Source organism: Amycolatopsis sp. La24 (assembly GCF_029087445.1).
Classification (GTDB): Bacteria; Actinomycetota; Actinomycetes; order Mycobacteriales; family Pseudonocardiaceae; genus Amycolatopsis; species Amycolatopsis nivea.
This window is the reverse complement of record NZ_JARACH010000015.1, coordinates 113907-131526: the sequence shown is the minus strand read 5'-3', so window position 1 is coordinate 131526 and position 17620 is coordinate 113907. Positions and strand designations below refer to the sequence as shown.

Annotated in this window: 18 protein-coding genes and 1 riboswitch; of the genes, 8 read left to right on the top strand and 10 right to left on the bottom strand. The window is 70.0% G+C overall.

Features of this window, described 5'->3' with window-relative positions; translation table 11 throughout:
• Positions 1-148: 148 nt before the first annotated feature.
• Complete coding sequence (locus PUT80_RS17175) at positions 149-451, bottom strand: YciI family protein (protein WP_043828161.1); 303 nt, start codon at positions 449-451, stop codon at positions 149-151.
• Between the two features lie 177 nt (positions 452-628).
• Between PUT80_RS17175 and trpS the strand changes: the two genes are divergently transcribed.
• Entirely contained in the window at positions 629-1594 is a 966-nt protein-coding gene (gene trpS / locus PUT80_RS17170; RefSeq protein WP_037816636.1) for a tryptophan--tRNA ligase, read from the top strand.
• Positions 1595-1615: 21 nt separating this feature from the next.
• Here the strand turns inward: trpS and PUT80_RS17165 are convergent, their stop codons facing one another.
• Genes PUT80_RS17165 through PUT80_RS17155 form a run of 3 tightly spaced genes read right to left on the bottom strand, consistent with a single transcriptional unit; the run spans position 1616 to position 4073 of the window.
• Positions 1616-2017, bottom strand: a complete 402-nt coding sequence (locus PUT80_RS17165) for a (deoxy)nucleoside triphosphate pyrophosphohydrolase (protein ID WP_037816638.1) — start codon at positions 2015-2017, stop codon at positions 1616-1618.
• 23 nt (positions 2018-2040) lie between these two features.
• A complete protein-coding gene (locus PUT80_RS17160) occupies positions 2041-3366 on the bottom strand; it encodes a HAMP domain-containing sensor histidine kinase (RefSeq protein ID WP_275292810.1) in 1326 nt (441 codons plus the stop codon).
• Positions 3363-4073, bottom strand: coding sequence for a response regulator transcription factor (locus tag PUT80_RS17155; protein WP_275292809.1), 711 nt, complete (start codon positions 4071-4073; stop codon positions 3363-3365). Before PUT80_RS17155 ends, PUT80_RS17160 begins: the two co-directional genes overlap by 4 nt.
• Positions 4074-4218: 145 nt before the next feature.
• Between PUT80_RS17155 and PUT80_RS17150 the strand changes: the two genes are divergently transcribed.
• From PUT80_RS17150 to PUT80_RS17140, 3 genes are read left to right on the top strand one after another with little or no spacing between them, the layout of a single operon-like run.
• Entirely contained in the window at positions 4219-5307 is a 1089-nt protein-coding gene (locus tag PUT80_RS17150; RefSeq protein WP_275292808.1) for an outer membrane lipoprotein carrier protein LolA, read from the top strand.
• Positions 5304-6308, top strand: a complete 1005-nt coding sequence (locus PUT80_RS17145) for an ABC transporter ATP-binding protein (RefSeq protein WP_134667007.1) — start codon at positions 5304-5306, stop codon at positions 6306-6308. Before PUT80_RS17150 ends, PUT80_RS17145 begins: the two co-directional genes overlap by 4 nt.
• Positions 6305-7183 carry an ABC transporter permease subunit gene (locus PUT80_RS17140; protein ID WP_275292807.1) on the top strand — a complete coding sequence of 293 codons (879 nt, stop codon included), beginning with the start codon at positions 6305-6307 and terminating at the stop codon, positions 7181-7183. Before PUT80_RS17145 ends, PUT80_RS17140 begins: the two co-directional genes overlap by 4 nt.
• Positions 7184-7192: 9 nt before the next feature.
• Here PUT80_RS17140 and PUT80_RS17135 read toward each other — a convergent pair whose 3' ends face one another.
• From PUT80_RS17135 to PUT80_RS17125, 3 genes are read right to left on the bottom strand one after another with little or no spacing between them, the layout of a single operon-like run.
• Positions 7193-8200: an ABC transporter ATP-binding protein gene (locus PUT80_RS17135; protein WP_275292806.1), complete on the bottom strand. Its 1008-nt coding sequence runs from the start codon at positions 8198-8200 to the stop codon at positions 7193-7195.
• Complete coding sequence (locus PUT80_RS17130; RefSeq protein ID WP_275292805.1) at positions 8200-9837, bottom strand: iron ABC transporter permease; 1638 nt, start codon at positions 9835-9837, stop codon at positions 8200-8202. Before PUT80_RS17130 ends, PUT80_RS17135 begins: the two co-directional genes overlap by 1 nt.
• On the bottom strand, positions 9813-10880 hold the full coding sequence (locus PUT80_RS17125) for a thiamine ABC transporter substrate-binding protein (RefSeq protein ID WP_238608247.1): 1068 nt from the start codon (positions 10878-10880) through the stop codon (positions 9813-9815). The genes PUT80_RS17130 and PUT80_RS17125 overlap by 25 nt, the downstream gene beginning before the upstream one ends.
• A gap of 31 nt (positions 10881-10911) precedes the next feature.
• Positions 10912-11023: riboswitch (TPP riboswitch) on the bottom strand.
• 24 nt (positions 11024-11047) lie between these two features.
• Between PUT80_RS17125 and PUT80_RS17120 the strand changes: the two genes are divergently transcribed.
• Positions 11048-11338: a 4a-hydroxytetrahydrobiopterin dehydratase gene (locus PUT80_RS17120; RefSeq protein WP_275292804.1), complete on the top strand. Its 291-nt coding sequence runs from the start codon at positions 11048-11050 to the stop codon at positions 11336-11338.
• Between the two features lie 542 nt (positions 11339-11880).
• On the opposite strand, the gene PUT80_RS17115 is transcribed toward PUT80_RS17120, so the two are convergent.
• Positions 11881-12867 (bottom strand): GlxA family transcriptional regulator, encoded by a 987-nt coding sequence (locus PUT80_RS17115; RefSeq protein WP_275292803.1) that lies wholly within the window; start codon positions 12865-12867, stop codon positions 11881-11883.
• 101 nt (positions 12868-12968) lie between these two features.
• On the opposite strand from PUT80_RS17115, the gene PUT80_RS17110 reads away from it, so the two are divergent.
• Positions 12969-13559, top strand: a complete 591-nt coding sequence (locus PUT80_RS17110; RefSeq protein WP_275292802.1) for a cysteine hydrolase family protein — start codon at positions 12969-12971, stop codon at positions 13557-13559.
• 47 nt (positions 13560-13606) lie between these two features.
• Here PUT80_RS17110 and PUT80_RS17105 read toward each other — a convergent pair whose 3' ends face one another.
• Together PUT80_RS17105 and ychF are read right to left on the bottom strand one after the other, a co-directional pair.
• On the bottom strand, positions 13607-14179 hold the full coding sequence (locus tag PUT80_RS17105; protein WP_275292801.1) for a hypothetical protein: 573 nt from the start codon (positions 14177-14179) through the stop codon (positions 13607-13609).
• 59 nt (positions 14180-14238) lie between these two features.
• Positions 14239-15321: a redox-regulated ATPase YchF gene (gene ychF, locus PUT80_RS17100; protein WP_275292800.1), complete on the bottom strand. Its 1083-nt coding sequence runs from the start codon at positions 15319-15321 to the stop codon at positions 14239-14241.
• A gap of 102 nt (positions 15322-15423) precedes the next feature.
• Here ychF and PUT80_RS17095 point away from each other — a divergent pair, with 102 nt between their 5' ends.
• Together PUT80_RS17095 and PUT80_RS17090 are read left to right on the top strand one after the other, a co-directional pair.
• A complete protein-coding gene (locus PUT80_RS17095; RefSeq protein ID WP_275292799.1) occupies positions 15424-16833 on the top strand; it encodes an AlkA N-terminal domain-containing protein in 1410 nt (469 codons plus the stop codon).
• Between the two features lie 13 nt (positions 16834-16846).
• Positions 16847-17350 carry a methylated-DNA--[protein]-cysteine S-methyltransferase gene (locus PUT80_RS17090; RefSeq protein WP_275292798.1) on the top strand — a complete coding sequence of 168 codons (504 nt, stop codon included), beginning with the start codon at positions 16847-16849 and terminating at the stop codon, positions 17348-17350.
• Positions 17351-17620 lie beyond the last annotated feature (270 nt).

The following is a 17620-nucleotide window of genomic DNA, read 5'->3' as shown; positions in this document are numbered from 1 at the left end:
TCACGGAATCAGATTCCCTCAGGGTGGCCCTCACTCGCGCGAAAAAGCCGTGAAGGGCTCCTTCGGGGAATCAAGGTCCGTGAAGGAGCCCCTCACGGACCGGCCGTGGGGGAATCAGCGGCTGTGAGGGTGGCCCTCACGGAATTCGCTAGTTCTTGTCCAAGAGTTCGTTCACCAGGTTCAGTTCGGGGGCCGTTCTGGTGGGCTGGAAGTGGATGATTTCGTAGGTGGCCAGCTGGCCGATCGCGAAGGGGTCGGTGGCCAGGATCGCGTCCAGCTGGGCGCGTTCCATGGGGCGGGTGATCAGCACGCCGCCGGTGCGGGGGCGTTGGCCTCCGGAGGCCAGGAAGTGGCCGTCTTCGTACTGCTTCGTGAGCCACTCGTTGTGCGCTGGCAGGGCGCGGTCGATTTCCTCTAGCGGAACGATGTACGTGAGCACGACGACGAACATGGTTCGAACCGTAGTCCGGTGCTAGGCTCGTCGCATGCGTTTCCAGAGCACTCAGTGGTGGCCGCCCGTTGGCGGCCCTGAAGCTCTGCGCTGAAAAACCAGCGAAGGCCGCCCCGGTGGGCGGCTTTTTTTGTGCCTGCTCCCGGGGGCGAACATCCAAGGGAGAGGGAAAATCCAATGGTCCAGTTGTCCGGCATCACTCCGTCCGGTCACGTTCAGCTCGGCAACCACCTCGGCGCGCTGCGGCGGTGGGCTGCGGAAGGCGGGCCGGACGATCTGTATTTCGTGTCTGACCTGCATGCGATGACTACCGCGCACAATCCGGCGAAGTTGCGGTCGTTGGCGACGGAGCAGCTTGCCGTGCTGGTGGCTGCGGGAATCGCGCCGGAGCGGGTGTTCGTGCAGTCCGATCTTGCCCGGGAGCTCGGGGCGCTGACGTGGGTGCTGGAGTGCACCTGCTCGTACGGCGAGGCGGCGCGGATGATCCAGTTCAAGGAGAAATCCAAGGGGCAGGCCGGGGTGCGGCTCAGTTTGCTGACTTATCCGGTGCTGATGGCGGCCGACATCCTGTTGCAGGGGGCGGACGAAGTGCCGGTCGGCGAGGATCAGCGGCAGCATGTCGAGTTGGCTCGCACGCTTGCCCGGCGGTTCAACTCCACCTACGGCGAGGTGTTCGTCATTCCGGAGGCGACGTTGCCGCCTGCCGGGGCTCGGGTGAAGGACCTCGCTGAGCCGACGCGGAAGATGTCCAAGTCCGCGCAGGATTCCGCCGGGGTCGTGTTCGTGCTGGACGAGCCGGATCAGGTGCGGCGCAAGATTCGCAAAGCGCGCACCGACGGTGATTCGGTGCCGGTTTACGACCCGGAGAATCGGCCGGGGATCTCGAACCTGCTCGAGATCCTGGCTGCGTGCGGGGGCGGTGATCCGGCCGAGCTGGCCGAGAAGTATCCGTCGTACGGCGTGCTCAAGGACGCTGTCGCGGACGCGGTGATCGAGGAGTTGCGTCCGGTGCGGGAAGGCACGCGCGCGTTGCTGGACGACGTCGCCGAGCTGGAGCGGGTCCGCAAGGCGGGGGCAGAACGGGCGATCGATCGCAGTTCGCACCGGGTGTCGGCGGCGCTGCGGATGGTCGGGGCTGCTTGAAGGGCCTCGTGAGTGCTGGTTCTACTGAGAGCCAGCACTCACGAGAGCGCTCAGCGCGGGCAGCAGGTCCCGGTCCGCGGGGAGCCAGTCCAGTTCGTTCAGTTCGTCGTGTCCGACCCAGCGCAGTGCGGTGTGTTCGACCGCGCGCGGCTCGTCGCCAGGGGACAGCAGCGCGGCGGAGTACACGCGCAGCACTTTTCCGCCTGGCAGCGGGATTTCCGGGCCGACCCGGTCGCCGACGGTGACCACCACGTCCAGTTCCTCGTGGCATTCCCTGGCCAGCGCGAAGGCCTCGGTCTCGCCCTCCTCGACGCGTCCGCCCGGCAGTTCCCACTGGCCTGCGTGATGCGGCGGCCAAGCCCGTTGCTGGGCAAGAAGCTTGCCGTCGCGCACCAGTGCCGCCCCGACGATGACCGCGTCCATGCGCTCAGTCTCCCCCACCGGATTCACCGGTCCGCGCCCGCCCGCCAGGTGACCTCGAACCGCGCGCCGCCGTCCGGCGATTCGCCGACCCGTACGTTGCCGCCGCGGCGGCGCACGGTTTCGGCGACCATCGCCAGGCCCAAGCCGGTTCCGCCGGACGAACGCGCCCGGTCGTCCGACACCCGGTAGAACCGGTCGAACACCTTGCTCCGGTGCTCGGGCGCGATGCCGGGACCGTCGTCGTCCACCACGACCCGCACCTTCGAGCGCGAGGCCAGCACGGACACCACGATCTGCCCGGACGCGTACCGGCAGGCGTTGCGCAACAGGTTGTCCAGCACCAGCTCGACCTCCTGGTGCGCCGCCGACGCCCAGGCCTGCGCCACCGCGCTGCTCACCCGCGTGTCCGGTGCCCCGGACGGCAAGCGGCGCACCGCCGCGCGGACCTCGGACACCACCTCGACCGGTTCTGCGGGCGGCACCTCGCCAGCGTCGGAACGAGCCAGTGCGAGCAGGCCGTCGAGCAGGCCGGACAGCCGTTCCGACTCCTCGAGGATGTCCGAGAGCGTCTCCTGCGACAGTTCCGGATCAGGATTCGTCACCGCCACCTCGGCCTGCACCCGGATCGACGCGACCGGTGACCGCAGCTCGTGCGCCGCGTCGCCGGTGAACCGGCGCAGCCGCTGGCTGACCTCCTCCTGGCGTTCGAGCAGCGCGTTGAATTCCTCGGCCAGCGCGCGCATTTCGTCGTGCGACGTCGGCAGCGGCAGCCGCGAACCCGGCGGCAGCGCGCGCACCAGACCGCGCATCCGCGCCACCGGCCGCAGCGCGAGCCGCACGACCAGCCAGGTCGCCAGTGCTGCCACCAGCGCACCGACCAGCGCGACCACGACCAGCCACAGCCCGCCGTAATGCACCGCGGCGGCGAACCCGACCAGCCCGGCCCCGGCGACGACGAGCCGCTGGCTGCCGTTCGGCGCGCTGACCACCTGGCCGCGCCAACGCGATCCGTCCGACTGCACCGGCAACCCCGCCTTGAGCTGCGAGACCTCCTGGCCGGTCAGCTTCGGCCGGGCCTGGCCGTCCACCGGATTCCCGGCGATGTCCAGCACCCGCACCGTCACCGGGTCCGCCGCGGCGAGCGGCGTCCCGGCGGAAACCGCGCCGGTCGCCGGGACGAGCGCGGCCGACAGCTCCTCGTCGACCGAATCCGTGAGCAGCGGGTCGAGCTTGTTCGCCGCCAGCGCGGCGAGGCCCAGCAGGCAGCCGAGGGTGATCGCCGCGGCCAGCACGGTGATCCGGACCTGCAGCGACCGGCGGCCCCACCACGACGACGGCGAGCCGGTCACCTGACCTCGTCAAGCTGGTCGTCGGAGGCGAGATAGCCGTGCCCGCGCACCGTCCGCAGGATCGAACCCGCGCCGACCGCGTCGAGCTTGCGCCGCACGTAACCCACATACACCTCAACGAGATTCCGCGTGACGGCCTGCTCCTCGCCCCACACCGCGCGCAGCAGCTCGTCCTTCGTCACGACCGTCCCCGCGCGCCCGACGAGCACCTCTAGCAAGCCGAATTCGCGCGGGCTCAACGGCACGTCCTGACCGTTCCAGTGCACCTGCCGCAACGCCCGGTCGACCTCCAGCGCACCGAGTTTCAGCGCGCCGCGCGACGCGTCCGGCCCGGCGCGCCGCAGCACCGCCCGCAGCTGCGCGACCAGCACGACGAACGAGAACGGCTTCACGAGGTAGCCGTCCGCGCCGAGGTCGAGGCCGTCGGCCTGGTCGATCTCGCCGTCTTTCGCAGAGACGAGCAGCACCGGCGTGTTCACGTTCTCCGCGCGCAGCCGTTCCAGCACACGGTAGCCGGACAAGCCGGGCAGCATGATGTCCAGCAGCACGACGTCGAACGAACCGGTGCGCGCGAGCTGCAGCCCGGTCGGCCCGTCCGCGGCGGTGACCACGTCCATGTCCTCCGCGCGCAGGCCGCGCTGCAGCGCCTTGCGCACGCCAGGTTCGTCGTCGACCACCAGCACCCGAGGTTTCACGATCCTCATCATGGCCGGTTTGCGCAGTTGACGCGCGTACTCTCAGTGCCATCTCAGCTGAACGGGCCGAACATTCAGGGGTATCTCAGCCTCGGCAGTGGAACGTCTGCACCGGGAGCCGGGCCCGCCAAAGCCCGGGAACGCAGGGAGAGACGAGATGGATCCGAAGAAGAAGGCCATCACCGCGGCCGTCGTCGGCACCGCGCTCGGCGTGGGCGGACTGGTCGTGGTGGCGATGCCTGCCTCGGCGGGGGACGCGCCGAAGCTGCCTCAGGTCAGCGCGGAGGAACTGGTCCAGTCGGTGGTCGCCGCGAAGCCCGCGCCGTTCGACGGCACGGTGACGGTGAGCAACGACCTCGGCCTGCCGAAAATGGCGACCGGCGCGGTCCCGGGGGCGAGCGCGCTCGGCATCGACTCGGCGCAGGTGTTCAGCGACGGCGCGGGCAAGACGAAGGTGTCGCTGACCAAGGGGCAGACGCAGGAGACGATCGTCCACAACGGCAACACCGTGTGGGACTACAACTCCAAGACCAACAGCGCGACCAAGACCACCATCCCGGCGGACGTCGCGACCAAGCACCAGCCGGTCGAGGGCCAGTCCCCCGACCCGGCTACCGCGGCCAAGCAGCTGCTGGCCAAGGTGCGCGAGAGCAGCAATGTCGCGGTCGACGGCACGGCCACGATCGCCGACCGGCCGGCGTACGAGCTGGTCCTCACGCCGAAGCCGACCGAACGCACGCTGCTGCGCGAGATCCGCGTCGCGGTCGACTCGCAGACCCGGATGCCGCTGCGGCTTTCGGTGCTGAGCAACGGAACCACCGCCCCGGCGCTGGAGCTGGCGTTCAGCAAGATCGAGTTCGCCGGCCAGTCGGCCGACCTGTTCGCCTTCACCCCGCCCAAGGGCGCGAAGGTGACCGAGAAGCAGGCCAAGATCGACGAGCGCGACAAGGCGCTGGCGAACGAGGCCAAGCAGGACACCAAGCTCGTCGGCGACGGCTGGGACACCGTCGTCACCGGCAAGGTGCCCGCGGACCTGATGAAGGCGAAGCAGCAGGCGCAGGGCCAGGAAAAGGGCCCTGACGTGCAGAAGATGCTGAGCCGGTTCGCCAAGCGGGTCAACGGCCCGTGGGGCAGCGGCTACCTCTTCACCACGAAGGTGGGCGGCGCGGTCCTGACCGACGACGGCCGGTTCGCCGCCGGCGCGGTCCCGGAGCAGGTCCTCTACGAAGCGCTGGGCGCCAAGTGACCAGCACCGCGGTCGAAACCGGGGCGGGCGTCTCCGAGGAGGCGCCCGCCCCGGCGGTCCCGCTGGCCGCGCGCACCCGAGGGGTGCGCAAGGTCTACCGCGGCACAGTCGCGGTGGACCACGTGGACCTGGACGTTCCCGAGGGCGCCGTGCTCGGCATGCTCGGTCCCAACGGTTCGGGCAAAACGACCACGATCCGGATGCTGCTCGGGCTCGTCCGCCCGACCGCGGGCGAGGTCGAACTGCTCGGCCGGAAGATGCCGGAGGAATCCGCGCACGCGCTGCCGGACGTCGGCGCGCTGGTCGAGGGGCCGGGCTTCCACCCGTTCCTGTCCGGACGCGACAACCTGCTGCGGTTCGCCGCGGCCGAACCGCGGCTGGCGTCGTCCGCGATCCCCGGCGCGGTCGACGCCGCGCTGGACCGGGTCGGGCTGTCCGCCGCCGCGCGCCGCCGGTACAAGGGCTATTCGCTCGGCATGAAGCAGCGGCTCGGATTGGCCAGCGCGTTGCTGGTGCCGCGCCGGATGGTCGTGCTCGACGAACCCACCAACGGGCTGGATCCGGCGGGTACCAGGGAGATCCGCCGTATCATCGCCGATCTGCACGCTGACGGCGTGACCGTGGTGGTGTCCTCGCACCTGCTGGCCGAGGTCGAAGCGACCTGTACGCACGTGGCGGTGCTGCAGTCCGGCACGGTGGTCGCCCAGGGCGAACTGGCCGATCTGCTCGAATCCGGGAATGCCGCGCTGCTGGTGCGCACCCCGGACGCCGAGCACGCGGTGGAAACGTTGCGGGAGAACCGGATCGGGGCCCGGCTGACCCCGGACGGCGTCCGCGTCGACCTCACCGCGACGCCCGCGCCGCGAGTGCTGCAGGTGCTCGTGCAAGCGGGGGTCGAGGTGCACGAGGCGACCCGGGCGCGGACCGGGCTGGAAGACCTGTTCGCGCGGCTGACCGAAGGGGAATCGGCGGCTGGCGACGAATCCGAGGGGGACGCATGACTACCGCTGCGGTCGCCGTTCCGGTGAGCCGGACCGGGCACGACACAGTGCCGTTGCTCCGGCTGTGCGCTGCCGAACTGCGCTGGATTTTCCGCAGGCCGCGCACGCTCGGCGTGCTGGGGCTGCTGGCGCTGGTGCCGATCGTGATCGGGATCGGCCTCACCTTCGTCAGCCAGAACTCCGGAAGCAACGCGCCGGACGACAGCGGCGGCGCGCTGCTGGCGTCCGCGGTGAACAACGCGTTCGTGCTGCCGATCGCCGCCATGGTCATGACGCTCACGCTGCTGCTGCCGCTCGCCTCCGCGATGGCCGGTGCGGACGCGATCGCGGGCGAGGCCGCGCACGGCACGCTGCGCGGCTGGCTCATCGCGCCGGTGAGCCGGGGACGGCTGCTGGCGGTCAAGGCGTTCGGCGTGGCGACGGTGTCCGTGGTCGCGGTGCTCTCGATGTGCGTGACCGGCGTGGTCACCGGGTTGATCATCAACGGCACGGATTCGCTGTTCACGCTGTCGGGAACCACGTTGTCGCTCGGCGAGGCGCTGCTGCGGATCCTGCTGGTCGGCGGCTGGATCGTGCTGCAGCTGTGGGCGGTCGGCGCGGTCGCGCTGGCGGTGTCGAGCTGGACCGAGCACCCGATGCTCGTGGTCGCCTCGGTACTGGCCGGGAACATCGTTTTCACCATCCTCGGGTTCTTGGACTCGCTGAAGTGGCTGCACCCGTTCTTGCTCACCAAGGACTGGACGCTGGCCCCGGCCGCCGTGCTTCAGGATCCGATGACGCTGACGACGTTCAGCGAAGGCGCGGTCCGCGCGGCCTGCTACATCGTGGTCGGCCTGTCGCTGGCCTACGGACGCCTCGCCACCCGAGACGGCTGACCTGGGGGTTCAGCCCACCACGGCGATCCCGTCCGGATCCGGTTCGAGCCGGACGGGATCGCCCGCCCGGAAGTCCGCCCCGGCCGGCGCGATCGCGTCCACAGTGGACTCCCCGCACCGGACGACCAACCGCAAATGCTCGCGTCGGTGCACCGCGGCGGTCACTTCGCCGGGCACCCCTTCGGCGGACACTTTCAAGCCGTGCGGGCGCAGTCCGAGCCTCACCGGACCGTCGTCCACCCCGGAGAGTTCGACGGAGCCCAGTTCGGTCCGCACCACGCCGTCAGCCGCTTCGCCGTCCAGAAACGTCGTGACGCCGAGGAAGCGCGCCACATCGTCGTCCACCGGCTTGTTCCACACCGACCGGACCGCGCCCTCCTGCCGGATTTCCCCGGCGTCGAGCACCGCCACGCGATCGGCGAGCGTGAACGCTTCCTCCTGATCGTGCGTCACCAGCAGCGCGGTGATTTTGCTGCGCCGCAACAGATCTGCCAGGTCGATCGCCAGCTGCTCGCGGAGTCCGGCGTCCAACCCGGACAGCGGCTCGTCCAGCAGCAGCAAGCGAGGTTCCGGAGCCAGCGCACGAGCCAACGCGACCCGCTGCGCCTGCCCGCCGGACAACTCGGTCACCCGTCGCCGTTCGTAACCTTCCAGGCCGACAAGCTTGAGCAGTTCCTCGACACGTGCCGCGTGCCGTTCGCGAGGCACGCCGTGCATCCGCAGGCCGAACGCGATGTTCGCGGCGACGTCGCGGTGCGGAAACAGCTGTCCGTCCTGGAACACCAGACCGAATTCGCGCTTGTGCACCGGCACCACGGCGAGATCGGTACCGTCCCACGACACCGAACCGGACGACACCGGCTCCAACCCGGTGATCGCGCGCAGCAGCGTCGACTTGCCCGAACCGGACGGTCCGAGCAACGCGAGCACCTCGCCGTCGGCGATGTCCAACCGTGCGTCGCGGACCGCGGCGAACGATCCATAGTGGACAGTCAGATCCCGTACCGTTAACGCCATCAGAACTCCCCGACCGTGCTGCGGCCGCGGACCGAGCCGAACCGGTCGATCAACGCCACCGCCACCACAGTCACCACCATGAGCAGGGCGCACGAGGCGTACGCCATCTGGTTGTTCAGCTCCCCCGGCCTGCTGATCAGCGTCGCGACGGCCACCGGGAGCGTCGGCGCGTCCGGCCGGGCGAGGAAGCTGGTCGCGCCGAACTCGCCGAGCGCGACGACGTACCCGAAGCCCGCCGCGGCCACCACCGACCGCGCGACCAGCGGAAAGTCGATCTCCCGCCACACCCGTAACGGACTCGCGCCGAGCGTCGCGGCGGCCTGGCGCAACCGGACGTCGACCGCGCGCAGCACCGGCAGGATCATCCGCACCACCAGCGGCATGATCACCAGCGCTTGCGCGAACGGCACGAGCAGCGGCGACGTGCGGAGGTCGCCGGGCAGCGCGTCGAGCGTCACGAGATAGCCGAAGCCGACGGTCACCGCGGACACGCCCAACGGGAGCATCAACGCGACGTCCATGGTCTCGCCCATCCCGCGCGCGAGCCCGCCGGGCGAACGCCGAAGCGCCACCAGCACGACGCTGGCGACCAGTCCGACGGCCATCGCCAGCAGCGTCGCGTCGGTGGCCGCAGCAAGCGAATTCTGCGCCGCGATCCAGCCGGAGACCTGCAAGGCGTCGTTCTGCCCGACGGTGTTGAGCGCCCGGTAACCGGCGAGGCTCCATCCATCCGAGCCGGACACTGACTCGACGAGCAGCGAGACGATCGGCGTCAGCAGCAGGCCGAGCACCACCACAGCGGCACCGACCGTCCACCACTCCCCGCCGCGCGGCCGACGTGCGGTGACCTGCGCGGACCGCAGCTTCACCGCGTTCTCCCGCTTCCGGCGCGCCATCGCCCCGAGCACCAGCGCGGCGACCACGGCGGCGAACTGGATCAGCGACAACGCGGCCGCGCCGGAGAGGTCGAGCAGGTCGACCGTCCGGAGGTAGATCTCGGTCTCCAGCGTCCGGTAGCTCCCGCCGCCGAGGATCAGCACCACGCCGAAACTGGTGGCGCAGAACAGAAAAACCACCGCAGCAGCGGACGCGACGGCCGGGCCGAGCGCGGGCAGCGTCACCGACCGGAACGCTCGCCACGGCGAAGCTCCGAGCGCCCGCGCGGCCTCAGTCGCTCGCGGATCGAGGTGCGCCCACAGCCCGGCGACCGTGCGCGCGACGACGGCGACGTTGAAGAAGGCGTTGGCCAGGACGAGCGGCAGCACGCCGCCGTCCGGCCAGATCGCCCGGAAAGCCAAGCCGACGACGACCGTCGGCAGCACGAACGGGACCAGCACGATCGTGCGCGCGAGCCCGACCCCGGGCAGCCGCACCCGCGCCAGGAGGTACGCCACCGGCAGCCCTGCGAGTACCGCGACCACGGTCGACGCGGCCGCGCTGGCCAGCGTGAACCCGGCGAGCCGCCACGTCTGCGGGTCGCCGAGCACGGTGTCGACGCCGCCCGCGGAGAACCCCCGGCCGACGATCGCCACGACCGGCCAGGCGAAGAACACCACCAGGAACGCGACCGGCAGCAGACCGAGCAGCGTGAGCCCGACAGTGCGCGCGGGGATCACGCGCCCATGAGCGAGCGCCATTCCCCGATCCACTTCTCCCGGCCGGCCTGCACCTTGTCCGCGGGCATCGTGGCCGGCGCCTGCGGCAGCGGAGCCGCGGTGGCCCAGCCCGCCGGCAGTTCGACGCCCTGGCGCGCCGGGTAGACGTACATGTTCGCCGCGACCGTCGTCTGGAACTGCTGCGACAAGAGGAAGTCGACGACCTTCTGCGCCTGCGGGATCTGCTTGCCGTTGGTGAGCACGCCCGCGTACTCGACCTGGCGGAAGCACGTGTCGAGCAGCGCCTTGGTGCGCGGTTTGCCGTCCTCGCCGAGTTCGGCGGCGGGCGACGAGGCGTAGGACACCACGATCGGCCGCGGGCCCTTGCCCGACGAGCCGGAGAAGTCCTTGGTGTAGGCCTCCTCCCAGCCGCTGACGGTCTTGAGGCCGTTGTCCTTCAGTTTCTGCCAGTAGCTCTGCCAGCCGTTCTCGCCGTACTTCGCGACCGTGCCGAGCAGGAAGGCCAGCCCCGGCGACGCGGTGGCCGGGCTCTCCGCGACGGTCAGGTCCTTGTACTTGGGGTCGGCGAGGTCGTCGTAGCTCTTCGGCTCCGGGAGACCCTTGCTCGCGAAGTAGGCCGGGTCGATGTTCACGCAGACGTCGCCGAGGTCGACCGCCGCCAGCCGGTGCTGCGGGTCGACGGAGTAGCGCTGCGGGCCGCGGTCGGCCTCCGGGCTGGTGTAGGGCTGGAAGACGCCCTCGCTGAGCGCACGGGACGCGAAGGTGTTGTCGACGCCGTACGCGACGTCGCCGATCGGGTTGCCCTTCGTGAGCACGAGCTTGTTGGTGAGCGCGCCGGCGTCGCCGGACTTGAGGATCTTGAGCTTGATCCCGGACTGGCGCTGGAAGGCGTCGAGCACGTCCTGCGGGGCGGCGAACGAATCGTGCGTGACCAGCGTGACGGTCGGCGTCTGCTGGTCCTGGCTCGCGGACGACCCGCCCGAGTCGCCGCTGGACAGCGAGCAGGCGCTGGCGAGCATCGAGACCCCGGCGAGGCCTGCCACCGTGCGGACGGTCCGCGACATCATTCTTCCCCTCCTGCACTGCGCCGGATGAGGGAGAGCGATACGGCCTCCCTACGCCGGCATGATCCGGATCCAGGTGCGAACGGTCGCGGGTTGACGGCCCGCCTCTCAGCCCGGCGTACCGGACTCCCGTGGCAATGCCGCAGCGTAGCCGACACCATGGAGTGATGACGCAGCTATTGAACGACTCAGCGGTGGAAGAGGCCCTCGGCACCGTCCCGGAGTGGCAACGCGAGGACGCCGTCATCGTGCGGACGGTCGAACTCCCGTCCTTCCCGGCGGCGATCGAGGTGGTGGACCGGGTGGCCGAACTAGCCGAGGAAGCCGACCACCATCCGGACATCGACATCCGCTGGCGCACCCTGACCTTCCGCCTCAGCACCCACTACCTCGGCGGCCTGACCGAACGCGATTTCGCGCTGGCCCGCCAGATCGACGGGGTACTGGCGGCCCGCTGACCAGGTGTGATGTCGGCAACCCTGGCAACATGAACGGCCCCTTCGCGCGTCTTCCGGACAGACGCGACGGAAGGAGGCCTCATGGTCCAGGCACTCGTAGTGGGAATGGGTTCGTTCGGCCTGATGGTGGCCGCCGCGGGAGGCGTGCTGTGGCACACCGCGCGCAATCGACGTGACCTTGATCACAAGCGGTAACAGTGAGCTAGATCAAGGCGCTATCCCAGCGGAATCATCGGCACTCGCCCCGCTAGGACTCGCCATGAACAGCACATCCGCCCAGCTCACCGCCGCACAGCGCACGTGGGTCGCGGCGTTCTCGACCGCTGTCGTCCTCCTATCGATGGTGGTGCTCGGCCTGCTCGGCTGAGCCCCGTCCGGTTCACGGCAGCGGGAACATCCGGATGAACCAGAACCTGGCGATTCCGATGAGCCCGAGCACGACCTAAGCGCCCCAGACGGCGTAGAGAACGATCCGCACCGGGGAATCTTTGCCGGGTGACCGGGGCGAGCAGGACGTTTCGCCGAAATTGCCCCGGCGCGGGTCAGGCGTTCGAGACGATCCGGAACCGCTCCCGGTACTCGCTGGGCGTCGTGTTCAGCGTCCGCCGGAAAGAGCGGTTCAAGGTCGACACCGTGCCGAACCCGCACGTCCCGGCGATCCGCGACAACGTGTCGTCGGTCGTCTCCAGGCGATGCCGCGCGGCCTCGACCCTGGCGTGCTCGACGTAGGCGGCAGGGGTCATTCCCAGCTCCGCCTTGAACACACGCGTGATCTGGCGGTCCGTCACATGCGCGTGCGCGGCGAGGTCGGAGACGGTCAGCGGATCCGCGAGGTGGGCCGCGATGTACTGCCGCAGCTCGTCGACCCGCCGGGTCGCGGACGCGGGCTCCAGCGACACGCTGAACTGGCTCTGCCCACCGGGCCGGCGCAGGAACATCACCAGCTGACGGGCCACCCGCGAGGCTGATTCCGGCCCGAAATCGTCGGCTACCAGTGCCAGCGCGAGATCGAGGCAGGCGCTCAGCCCGGCGCCCGTCCACACGGACCCGTCGCGGATGAAGATCGGGTCCGCGTCGACGGTCACCTCGGGATGCTCCGCGGCCAGCTGCCGGGCCGTCGACCAGTGCGTAGTGGCGCGTTTGCCGTCGAGCAACCCCGCCGCCGCCAGGATGTGCGCGCCGACGCAGACGGACGCCACCCGGCGCGTCCGCCCAGCCAGCCTGCGCACCTGCTCGACCACGGCCGGGTCGCATTGAGCGACGACCTCGCCTTTGCCGCCCGTCGTCACGGCGCCGGGCACGATCAACGTGTCGATCGCCTTTCTCCCCAGCTCAGCGAACGTCACGTCGGGCAAGACGCGCACTCCCGCCGAGGTGGTCACCGGGTCCAGCGTCTCGGCGGCGAGCACCACCTCGTAGCCCGTCGGACGGTCCATTTCCCGCTGCAGCAAGGAAAACACCTCAGCGGGACCGGTCACGTCGAGCAGGTCGATCCGGTCGAACAGAACGACGACCACCAGTCTCTTCATTCGCTCCCCATGTCGGTTTCTGCGCTTTGCATGTCATTGCCGACATCCGAAGCCGAGTCTAGCGTCGGTCGTGCGGAACGGAAACGAGAGGAAACCCCACCATGGCAAGGAAAACGCTGCGGGAGCTGAACGGTCTCGACCAGGCCCCGGCAACGCTGGCCGACGCAACACTGATCCTGGTCGACTACCAGAACACCTACACCCGCGGCGTGATGGAGCTGGAAGGCTGGCGCCCGGCGCTGACCGCGGCTCGGCAGTTGCTCGCCAAGGCCCGCGCCGCCGGTGCGAAGGTGATCCACGTCGTCCACGACAGCGGCGAGGGCACGCCGTACGACGTCCGAGCCGAGATCGGCAGCATCCACCCGAACGTCGCCCCGGTCGAAGGCGAACCGGTCGTCGTGAAGGGCGCGCCGAACTCCTTCGTGAACACCGACCTGGGCTCCCTGGTTGACGAAGCCGGGCACAAGAACGTGGTGATCGCCGGGTTCATGACCAACATGTGCGTCACGTTCACCACCGAAGGCGCGTTCCTGCGCGGCAACCACCCGACCGTCGTCGCCGACGCCTGCGCGACTCGTCCGTTGCCGACTCCTGCTGGGGAAGTCAGCGCGGATCAACTGCACAACAGCGCTTTGGCAACCATCGGGGATCTTTACGGCGTTGTCGTGCCGAGTGTTGCCGAGCTGAACTGAACCTCGGCCTCGGTCTCGGCGGGCCTTCTCCTGCCGAGACCGGTCCGTCAGAAGTCGATGAACCCCGCGACCACCTCCCGCACCACTCCGTCGGATCCCGGAGTGCCGTAGAAGTAGACCGACCCGTAGCCCCAGAGGTACTCCTCGATCACATCCTCGAGCTCGCCCTCGGTCGGCCAGCCTTCTTCGTTGACCTGAAAGAGAAACTGATGCCCGTCGGCACGTACGGCGTCGGCGTAGCTCGGCTCGTCTTGAATCAGCACCGGCTCGTCCCCGAACTGGACGAGCGCGATCGAGTCTTCCTCGTCAGGCATCTCGGAGAGCGCCGCCGACCGAAGCCCAGCCCACCCCAGATCAGCCCGCTCCCCGCGCGGCGAGGGCGGGTGCACCAGCGCACGCATCGCCATGTCCGGGTACTGGACGTCGCTGTCGCCGATGTCGAATCCGTTGCGCAGCACCACGGAAACCTCGTAGCCCTGCGCCCAGGGAGCTGCCGGGACGGTCAGCAAATAGCGGTGGGTCGCGAGGAGCGGATGCGCCTCGATCGCAACGGGCGGCGCACCACCAAGACGGCCTCCGTCCGCGCGATCCGGCAAGGACGGGGTGAAGAGCACGGGCATAGGCCGATCCTACGAACCAGGACCGACAATTTCGCGCCCGTGCTCAGCCGCGAAACCGGTCAGACGTTGAAGCGGAACTCCACGACGTCGCCGTCCGCCATCACGTAGTCCTTGCCCTCCATGCGGACCTTGCCCGCCGAACGCGCGGCCGCCATCGAGCCCGCTTCGACGAGGTCCTCGAACGACACGACCTCCGCCTTGATGAAGCCGCGCTCGAAATCCGTGTGGATGACGCCGGCCGCCTGCGGGGCGGTCGCGCCCTGCGGGATCGTCCAGGCGCGGGATTCCTTCGGACCGGCCGTGAGGTACGTCTGCAGGCCGAGCGTGTGGAAGCCCGCGCGAGCGAGCGCGTTCAGGCCCGGCTCCAGCTGGCCGACGGACTCCAGCAGCTCGCGCACGGACTCCTCGTCGTCCAGCTCCAGCAGCTCGGCCTCGACCTTCGCGTCCAGGAACACCGCGTCCGCCGGGGCGACGAGCTTCGCCAACTCCTCGCGGCGCGCCTCGTCGGTGAGCACGGCTTCGTCGGCGTTGAAGACGTACAGGAACGGCTTCGTGGTGAGCAGGCTCAGCTCGCGCAGCGCCTCGCCGTCGATGTCCTTCTGCGCCTGGAACAGCGTGCGCCCGGAGTCGAGGATTTCCTTGGCCTTCTGGGCGTTTTCGAGCGCCGGCCGCGCTTCCTTCTTGGTGCGCGCTTCCTTCTCCAGCCGCGGCAGCGCCTTCTCGAGCGTCTGCAGGTCGGCGAGGATCAGCTCGGTGTTGATCGTCTCGATGTCGGACATCGGGTCGATCCGGCCGTCGACGTGCACCACGTCCGGGTCGTCGAACACGCGGATGACCTGGCAGATCGCGTTGGCCTCGCGGATGTTCGCGAGGAACTTGTTGCCGAGCCCCGCGCCCTCGGACGCGCCCTTCACGATGCCCGCGATGTCCACAAAGGACACCACAGCGGGCACGATCTTCTCCGACGAGAAGATCCCGGCCAGCTCGTCCAGCCGCGGGTCCGGCAGCGGCACGACGCCGACGTTGGGCTCGATCGTGGCGAACGGGTAGTTCGCGGCGAGCACGTCGTTGCGCGTCAGCGCGTTGAACAGGGTGGACTTGCCGACGTTGGGCAGGCCGACGATACCGAGGGTGAGACTCACGGCCGGTAAGTCTACGTGCTGCGCGCGGACCGTCGCCGACCCGGTAACGTCGTGTCGGTTTTCCGCCAGTCAGGGCTCTCACCTGCTGGCATCATCGACCGCATGGCTACCTCGACCATTCCGATCTGGCGCGACACCGAGCGCTGCTACCGCGCGGTGACCGCCCGCGACCAGCGGTTCGATGGCCAGTTCATCATGGCGGTGCGCACCACGGGCATCTACTGCCGCCCGTCCTGCCCGGCGCTCACGCCGAAGGCGCAGAACGTCCGCTTTTACCCGACTTCGGCCGCCGCACAAGCCGGTGGTTTCCGCGCTTGCCGCCGCTGCCTGCCGGACGCGGTCCCCGGTTCGCCGGACTGGAACGTCCGCGCCGACCTGGCCGCCCGCGCGATGCGGCTGATCTCGGACGGCCTGGTCGAGCGCGAAGGCGTGCCCGGCTTGGCCCGTCAACTCGGCTACTCGGAACGCCAGCTCGGACGGGTGCTGACCGCCGAACTGGGCGCGGGCCCGATCCGCCTCGCCCGCGCCCATCGAGCCCACTCGGCGCGCTTGCTGATCGAGATGTCGCAGCTGCCGCTCACCGACGTCGCGTTCGCGGCCGGGTTCTCCAGCATCCGGCAGTTCAACGAAACGATCCGCGAGGTGTTCGCGACGACGCCGTCGCAGCTGCGCGCGGCTTCGCTCCGCCGCGGAAACCGCAACGAACCCAGCGGTGCGACGCGGCTCAGCCTTCGCCTGCCGTTCCGGGCCCCGTTCGACGCCGCGGGCGTGCTGGGCTACCACGCCTCGCGGGCGCTGCCAGGCATCGAAGCCGTCTCCGAGGACGGTTACGGCCGCACCTTGCGCCTCCCGCACGGCCCGGCGTCAGCGTGGGTCAGCCCGCGCGCTGGCTATGTGCAGTGCGACCTAGCACTCTCGGACCTGCGCGACCTGAGCAGCGCCGTCAGCCGCGTACGACGCCTGCTGGACCTGGACGCCGACCCGGAAGCCGTCTCGCGCGTGCTCTCCGCCGACGAGGCGCTGGCCCCGCTGGTCGCCGCCACGCCAGGCATCCGCGTGCCAGGCGCCGTCGACGGCCCGGAAGTCCTGCTCCGCACCCTGCTCGGCGAAGACGTGGCCGACGTTGTCGCCCTCGGCGAGCCCGTCCCGCCCGCAGACCCGCCCATGGACACCCTGACGATCCTTTTCCCGACCCCGTCCGCCATCGCCGAAGCCGACGTGAAACCGCTGGTCAAGAAGGTCGCCGCGGCAATCGCCGCCGGTGAACTGGACCTGCACGTAGGCCGGGACGCCGACGAACTCCGCGCCGAAATGCTCGCGACCGGCGTCGATCCCGCCACCGCCGACTACGTCGTGATGCGCCTGCTCGGCGCCCCCGACGTCCTGTTGACCGCCGACCCAGCCGTCCGCCGCGGCGCGGCCGAGCTGGGCATCGACCTGGCGACGTCCGCACGCGACTGGCAGCCGTGGAGCTCGTACGCCAGCCGGTATCTCAGTTCCGTGACCGTTTAAGGAGACTTTCCTCGTGCCCACCGCCTTCTGGTCCACTTTGGACACCCGCATCGGCCCGTTCACCGCAATAGTGACCGGCGACGGCGCCGTACTGGCCTCCGGCTGGACCGCCGACGTCGCCGAGCTGACGCCCCTCATCTCGCCGTCCCTGGCCCCGACGACCCTGACCGAACGCCGCGACCTGGGCCCGGTGACGACCGCAATCCGCCGCTACCACGGCGGCGACCTCGACGCCGTCGCCGACATCGAAGTCCGCCAACGCTCCGGCCCGTTCCGCGAGCACGCGTGGGAGATGCTGCGCAAGGTCCCAGCAGGCAGCCCAGTGAGCTACGCGGAGTACGCCGCCCTATCCGGCAACCCCTCCGCGGTCCGCGCCGCAGCAACCGCGTGCGCCCGCAACGCGGCGGCCCTGTTCGTGCCTTGCCACCGCGTCGTGCGGACCGGCGGAGCGATCGGCAACTTCCGCTGGGGCGTGCCGGCTAAGCGGTGGCTGTTGCACCACGAAGAGGCCGCCTGACGGCCCGCGCGGGTTGGCTCGGTCGGGTCGAGTTCGCTGAGCCGCGTTCGCTGGTCGGCTGAGCCCAGTTCGCCGGGCCGAGTTCGGTGGCCAGCTGAGCCGGGTTGGCTGGGTCGGCCGCTCGGCTGGGTTCGCTGCTCAGCCGGACTGGATTGGCGCGGTTGGATCGAGCTCGCCGGTCAACTGCGCGGGTGTGCGCCGGGCCAGGCCCGCTGGTCGGCCGGGCCAGGTTCGCCCGGCCGCGTTCGCCGGTCGACCGGGCCGCCCTCG

What these genes read in the sequence shown, in the direction of transcription:
- trpS (WP_037816636.1), top strand. Translation starts at nt 629, where the DNA reads ATGGTCCAGTTGTCCGGCATCACTCCGTCCGGTCACGTTCAGCTCGGC.
- PUT80_RS17125 (WP_238608247.1), bottom strand. Translation starts at nt 10,880, where the DNA reads ATGTCGCGGACCGTCCGCACGGTGGCAGGCCTCGCCGGGGTCTCGATG.
- PUT80_RS17150 (WP_275292808.1), top strand. Translation starts at nt 4,219, where the DNA reads ATGGATCCGAAGAAGAAGGCCATCACCGCGGCCGTCGTCGGCACCGCG.
- PUT80_RS17130 (WP_275292805.1), bottom strand. Translation starts at nt 9,837, where the DNA reads ATGGCGCTCGCTCATGGGCGCGTGATCCCCGCGCGCACTGTCGGGCTC.
- PUT80_RS17175 (WP_043828161.1), bottom strand. Translation starts at nt 451, where the DNA reads ATGTTCGTCGTCGTGCTCACGTACATCGTTCCGCTAGAGGAAATCGAC.
- PUT80_RS17135 (WP_275292806.1), bottom strand. Translation starts at nt 8,200, where the DNA reads ATGGCGTTAACGGTACGGGATCTGACTGTCCACTATGGATCGTTCGCC.
- PUT80_RS17155 (WP_275292809.1), bottom strand. Translation starts at nt 4,073, where the DNA reads ATGATGAGGATCGTGAAACCTCGGGTGCTGGTGGTCGACGACGAACCT.
- PUT80_RS17120 (WP_275292804.1), top strand. Translation starts at nt 11,048, where the DNA reads ATGACGCAGCTATTGAACGACTCAGCGGTGGAAGAGGCCCTCGGCACC.
- PUT80_RS17105 (WP_275292801.1), bottom strand. Translation starts at nt 14,179, where the DNA reads ATGCCCGTGCTCTTCACCCCGTCCTTGCCGGATCGCGCGGACGGAGGC.
- PUT80_RS17140 (WP_275292807.1), top strand. Translation starts at nt 6,305, where the DNA reads ATGACTACCGCTGCGGTCGCCGTTCCGGTGAGCCGGACCGGGCACGAC.
- PUT80_RS17110 (WP_275292802.1), top strand. Translation starts at nt 12,969, where the DNA reads ATGGCAAGGAAAACGCTGCGGGAGCTGAACGGTCTCGACCAGGCCCCG.
- PUT80_RS17095 (WP_275292799.1), top strand. Translation starts at nt 15,424, where the DNA reads ATGGCTACCTCGACCATTCCGATCTGGCGCGACACCGAGCGCTGCTAC.
- PUT80_RS17115 (WP_275292803.1), bottom strand. Translation starts at nt 12,867, where the DNA reads ATGAAGAGACTGGTGGTCGTCGTTCTGTTCGACCGGATCGACCTGCTC.
- PUT80_RS17165 (WP_037816638.1), bottom strand. Translation starts at nt 2,017, where the DNA reads ATGGACGCGGTCATCGTCGGGGCGGCACTGGTGCGCGACGGCAAGCTT.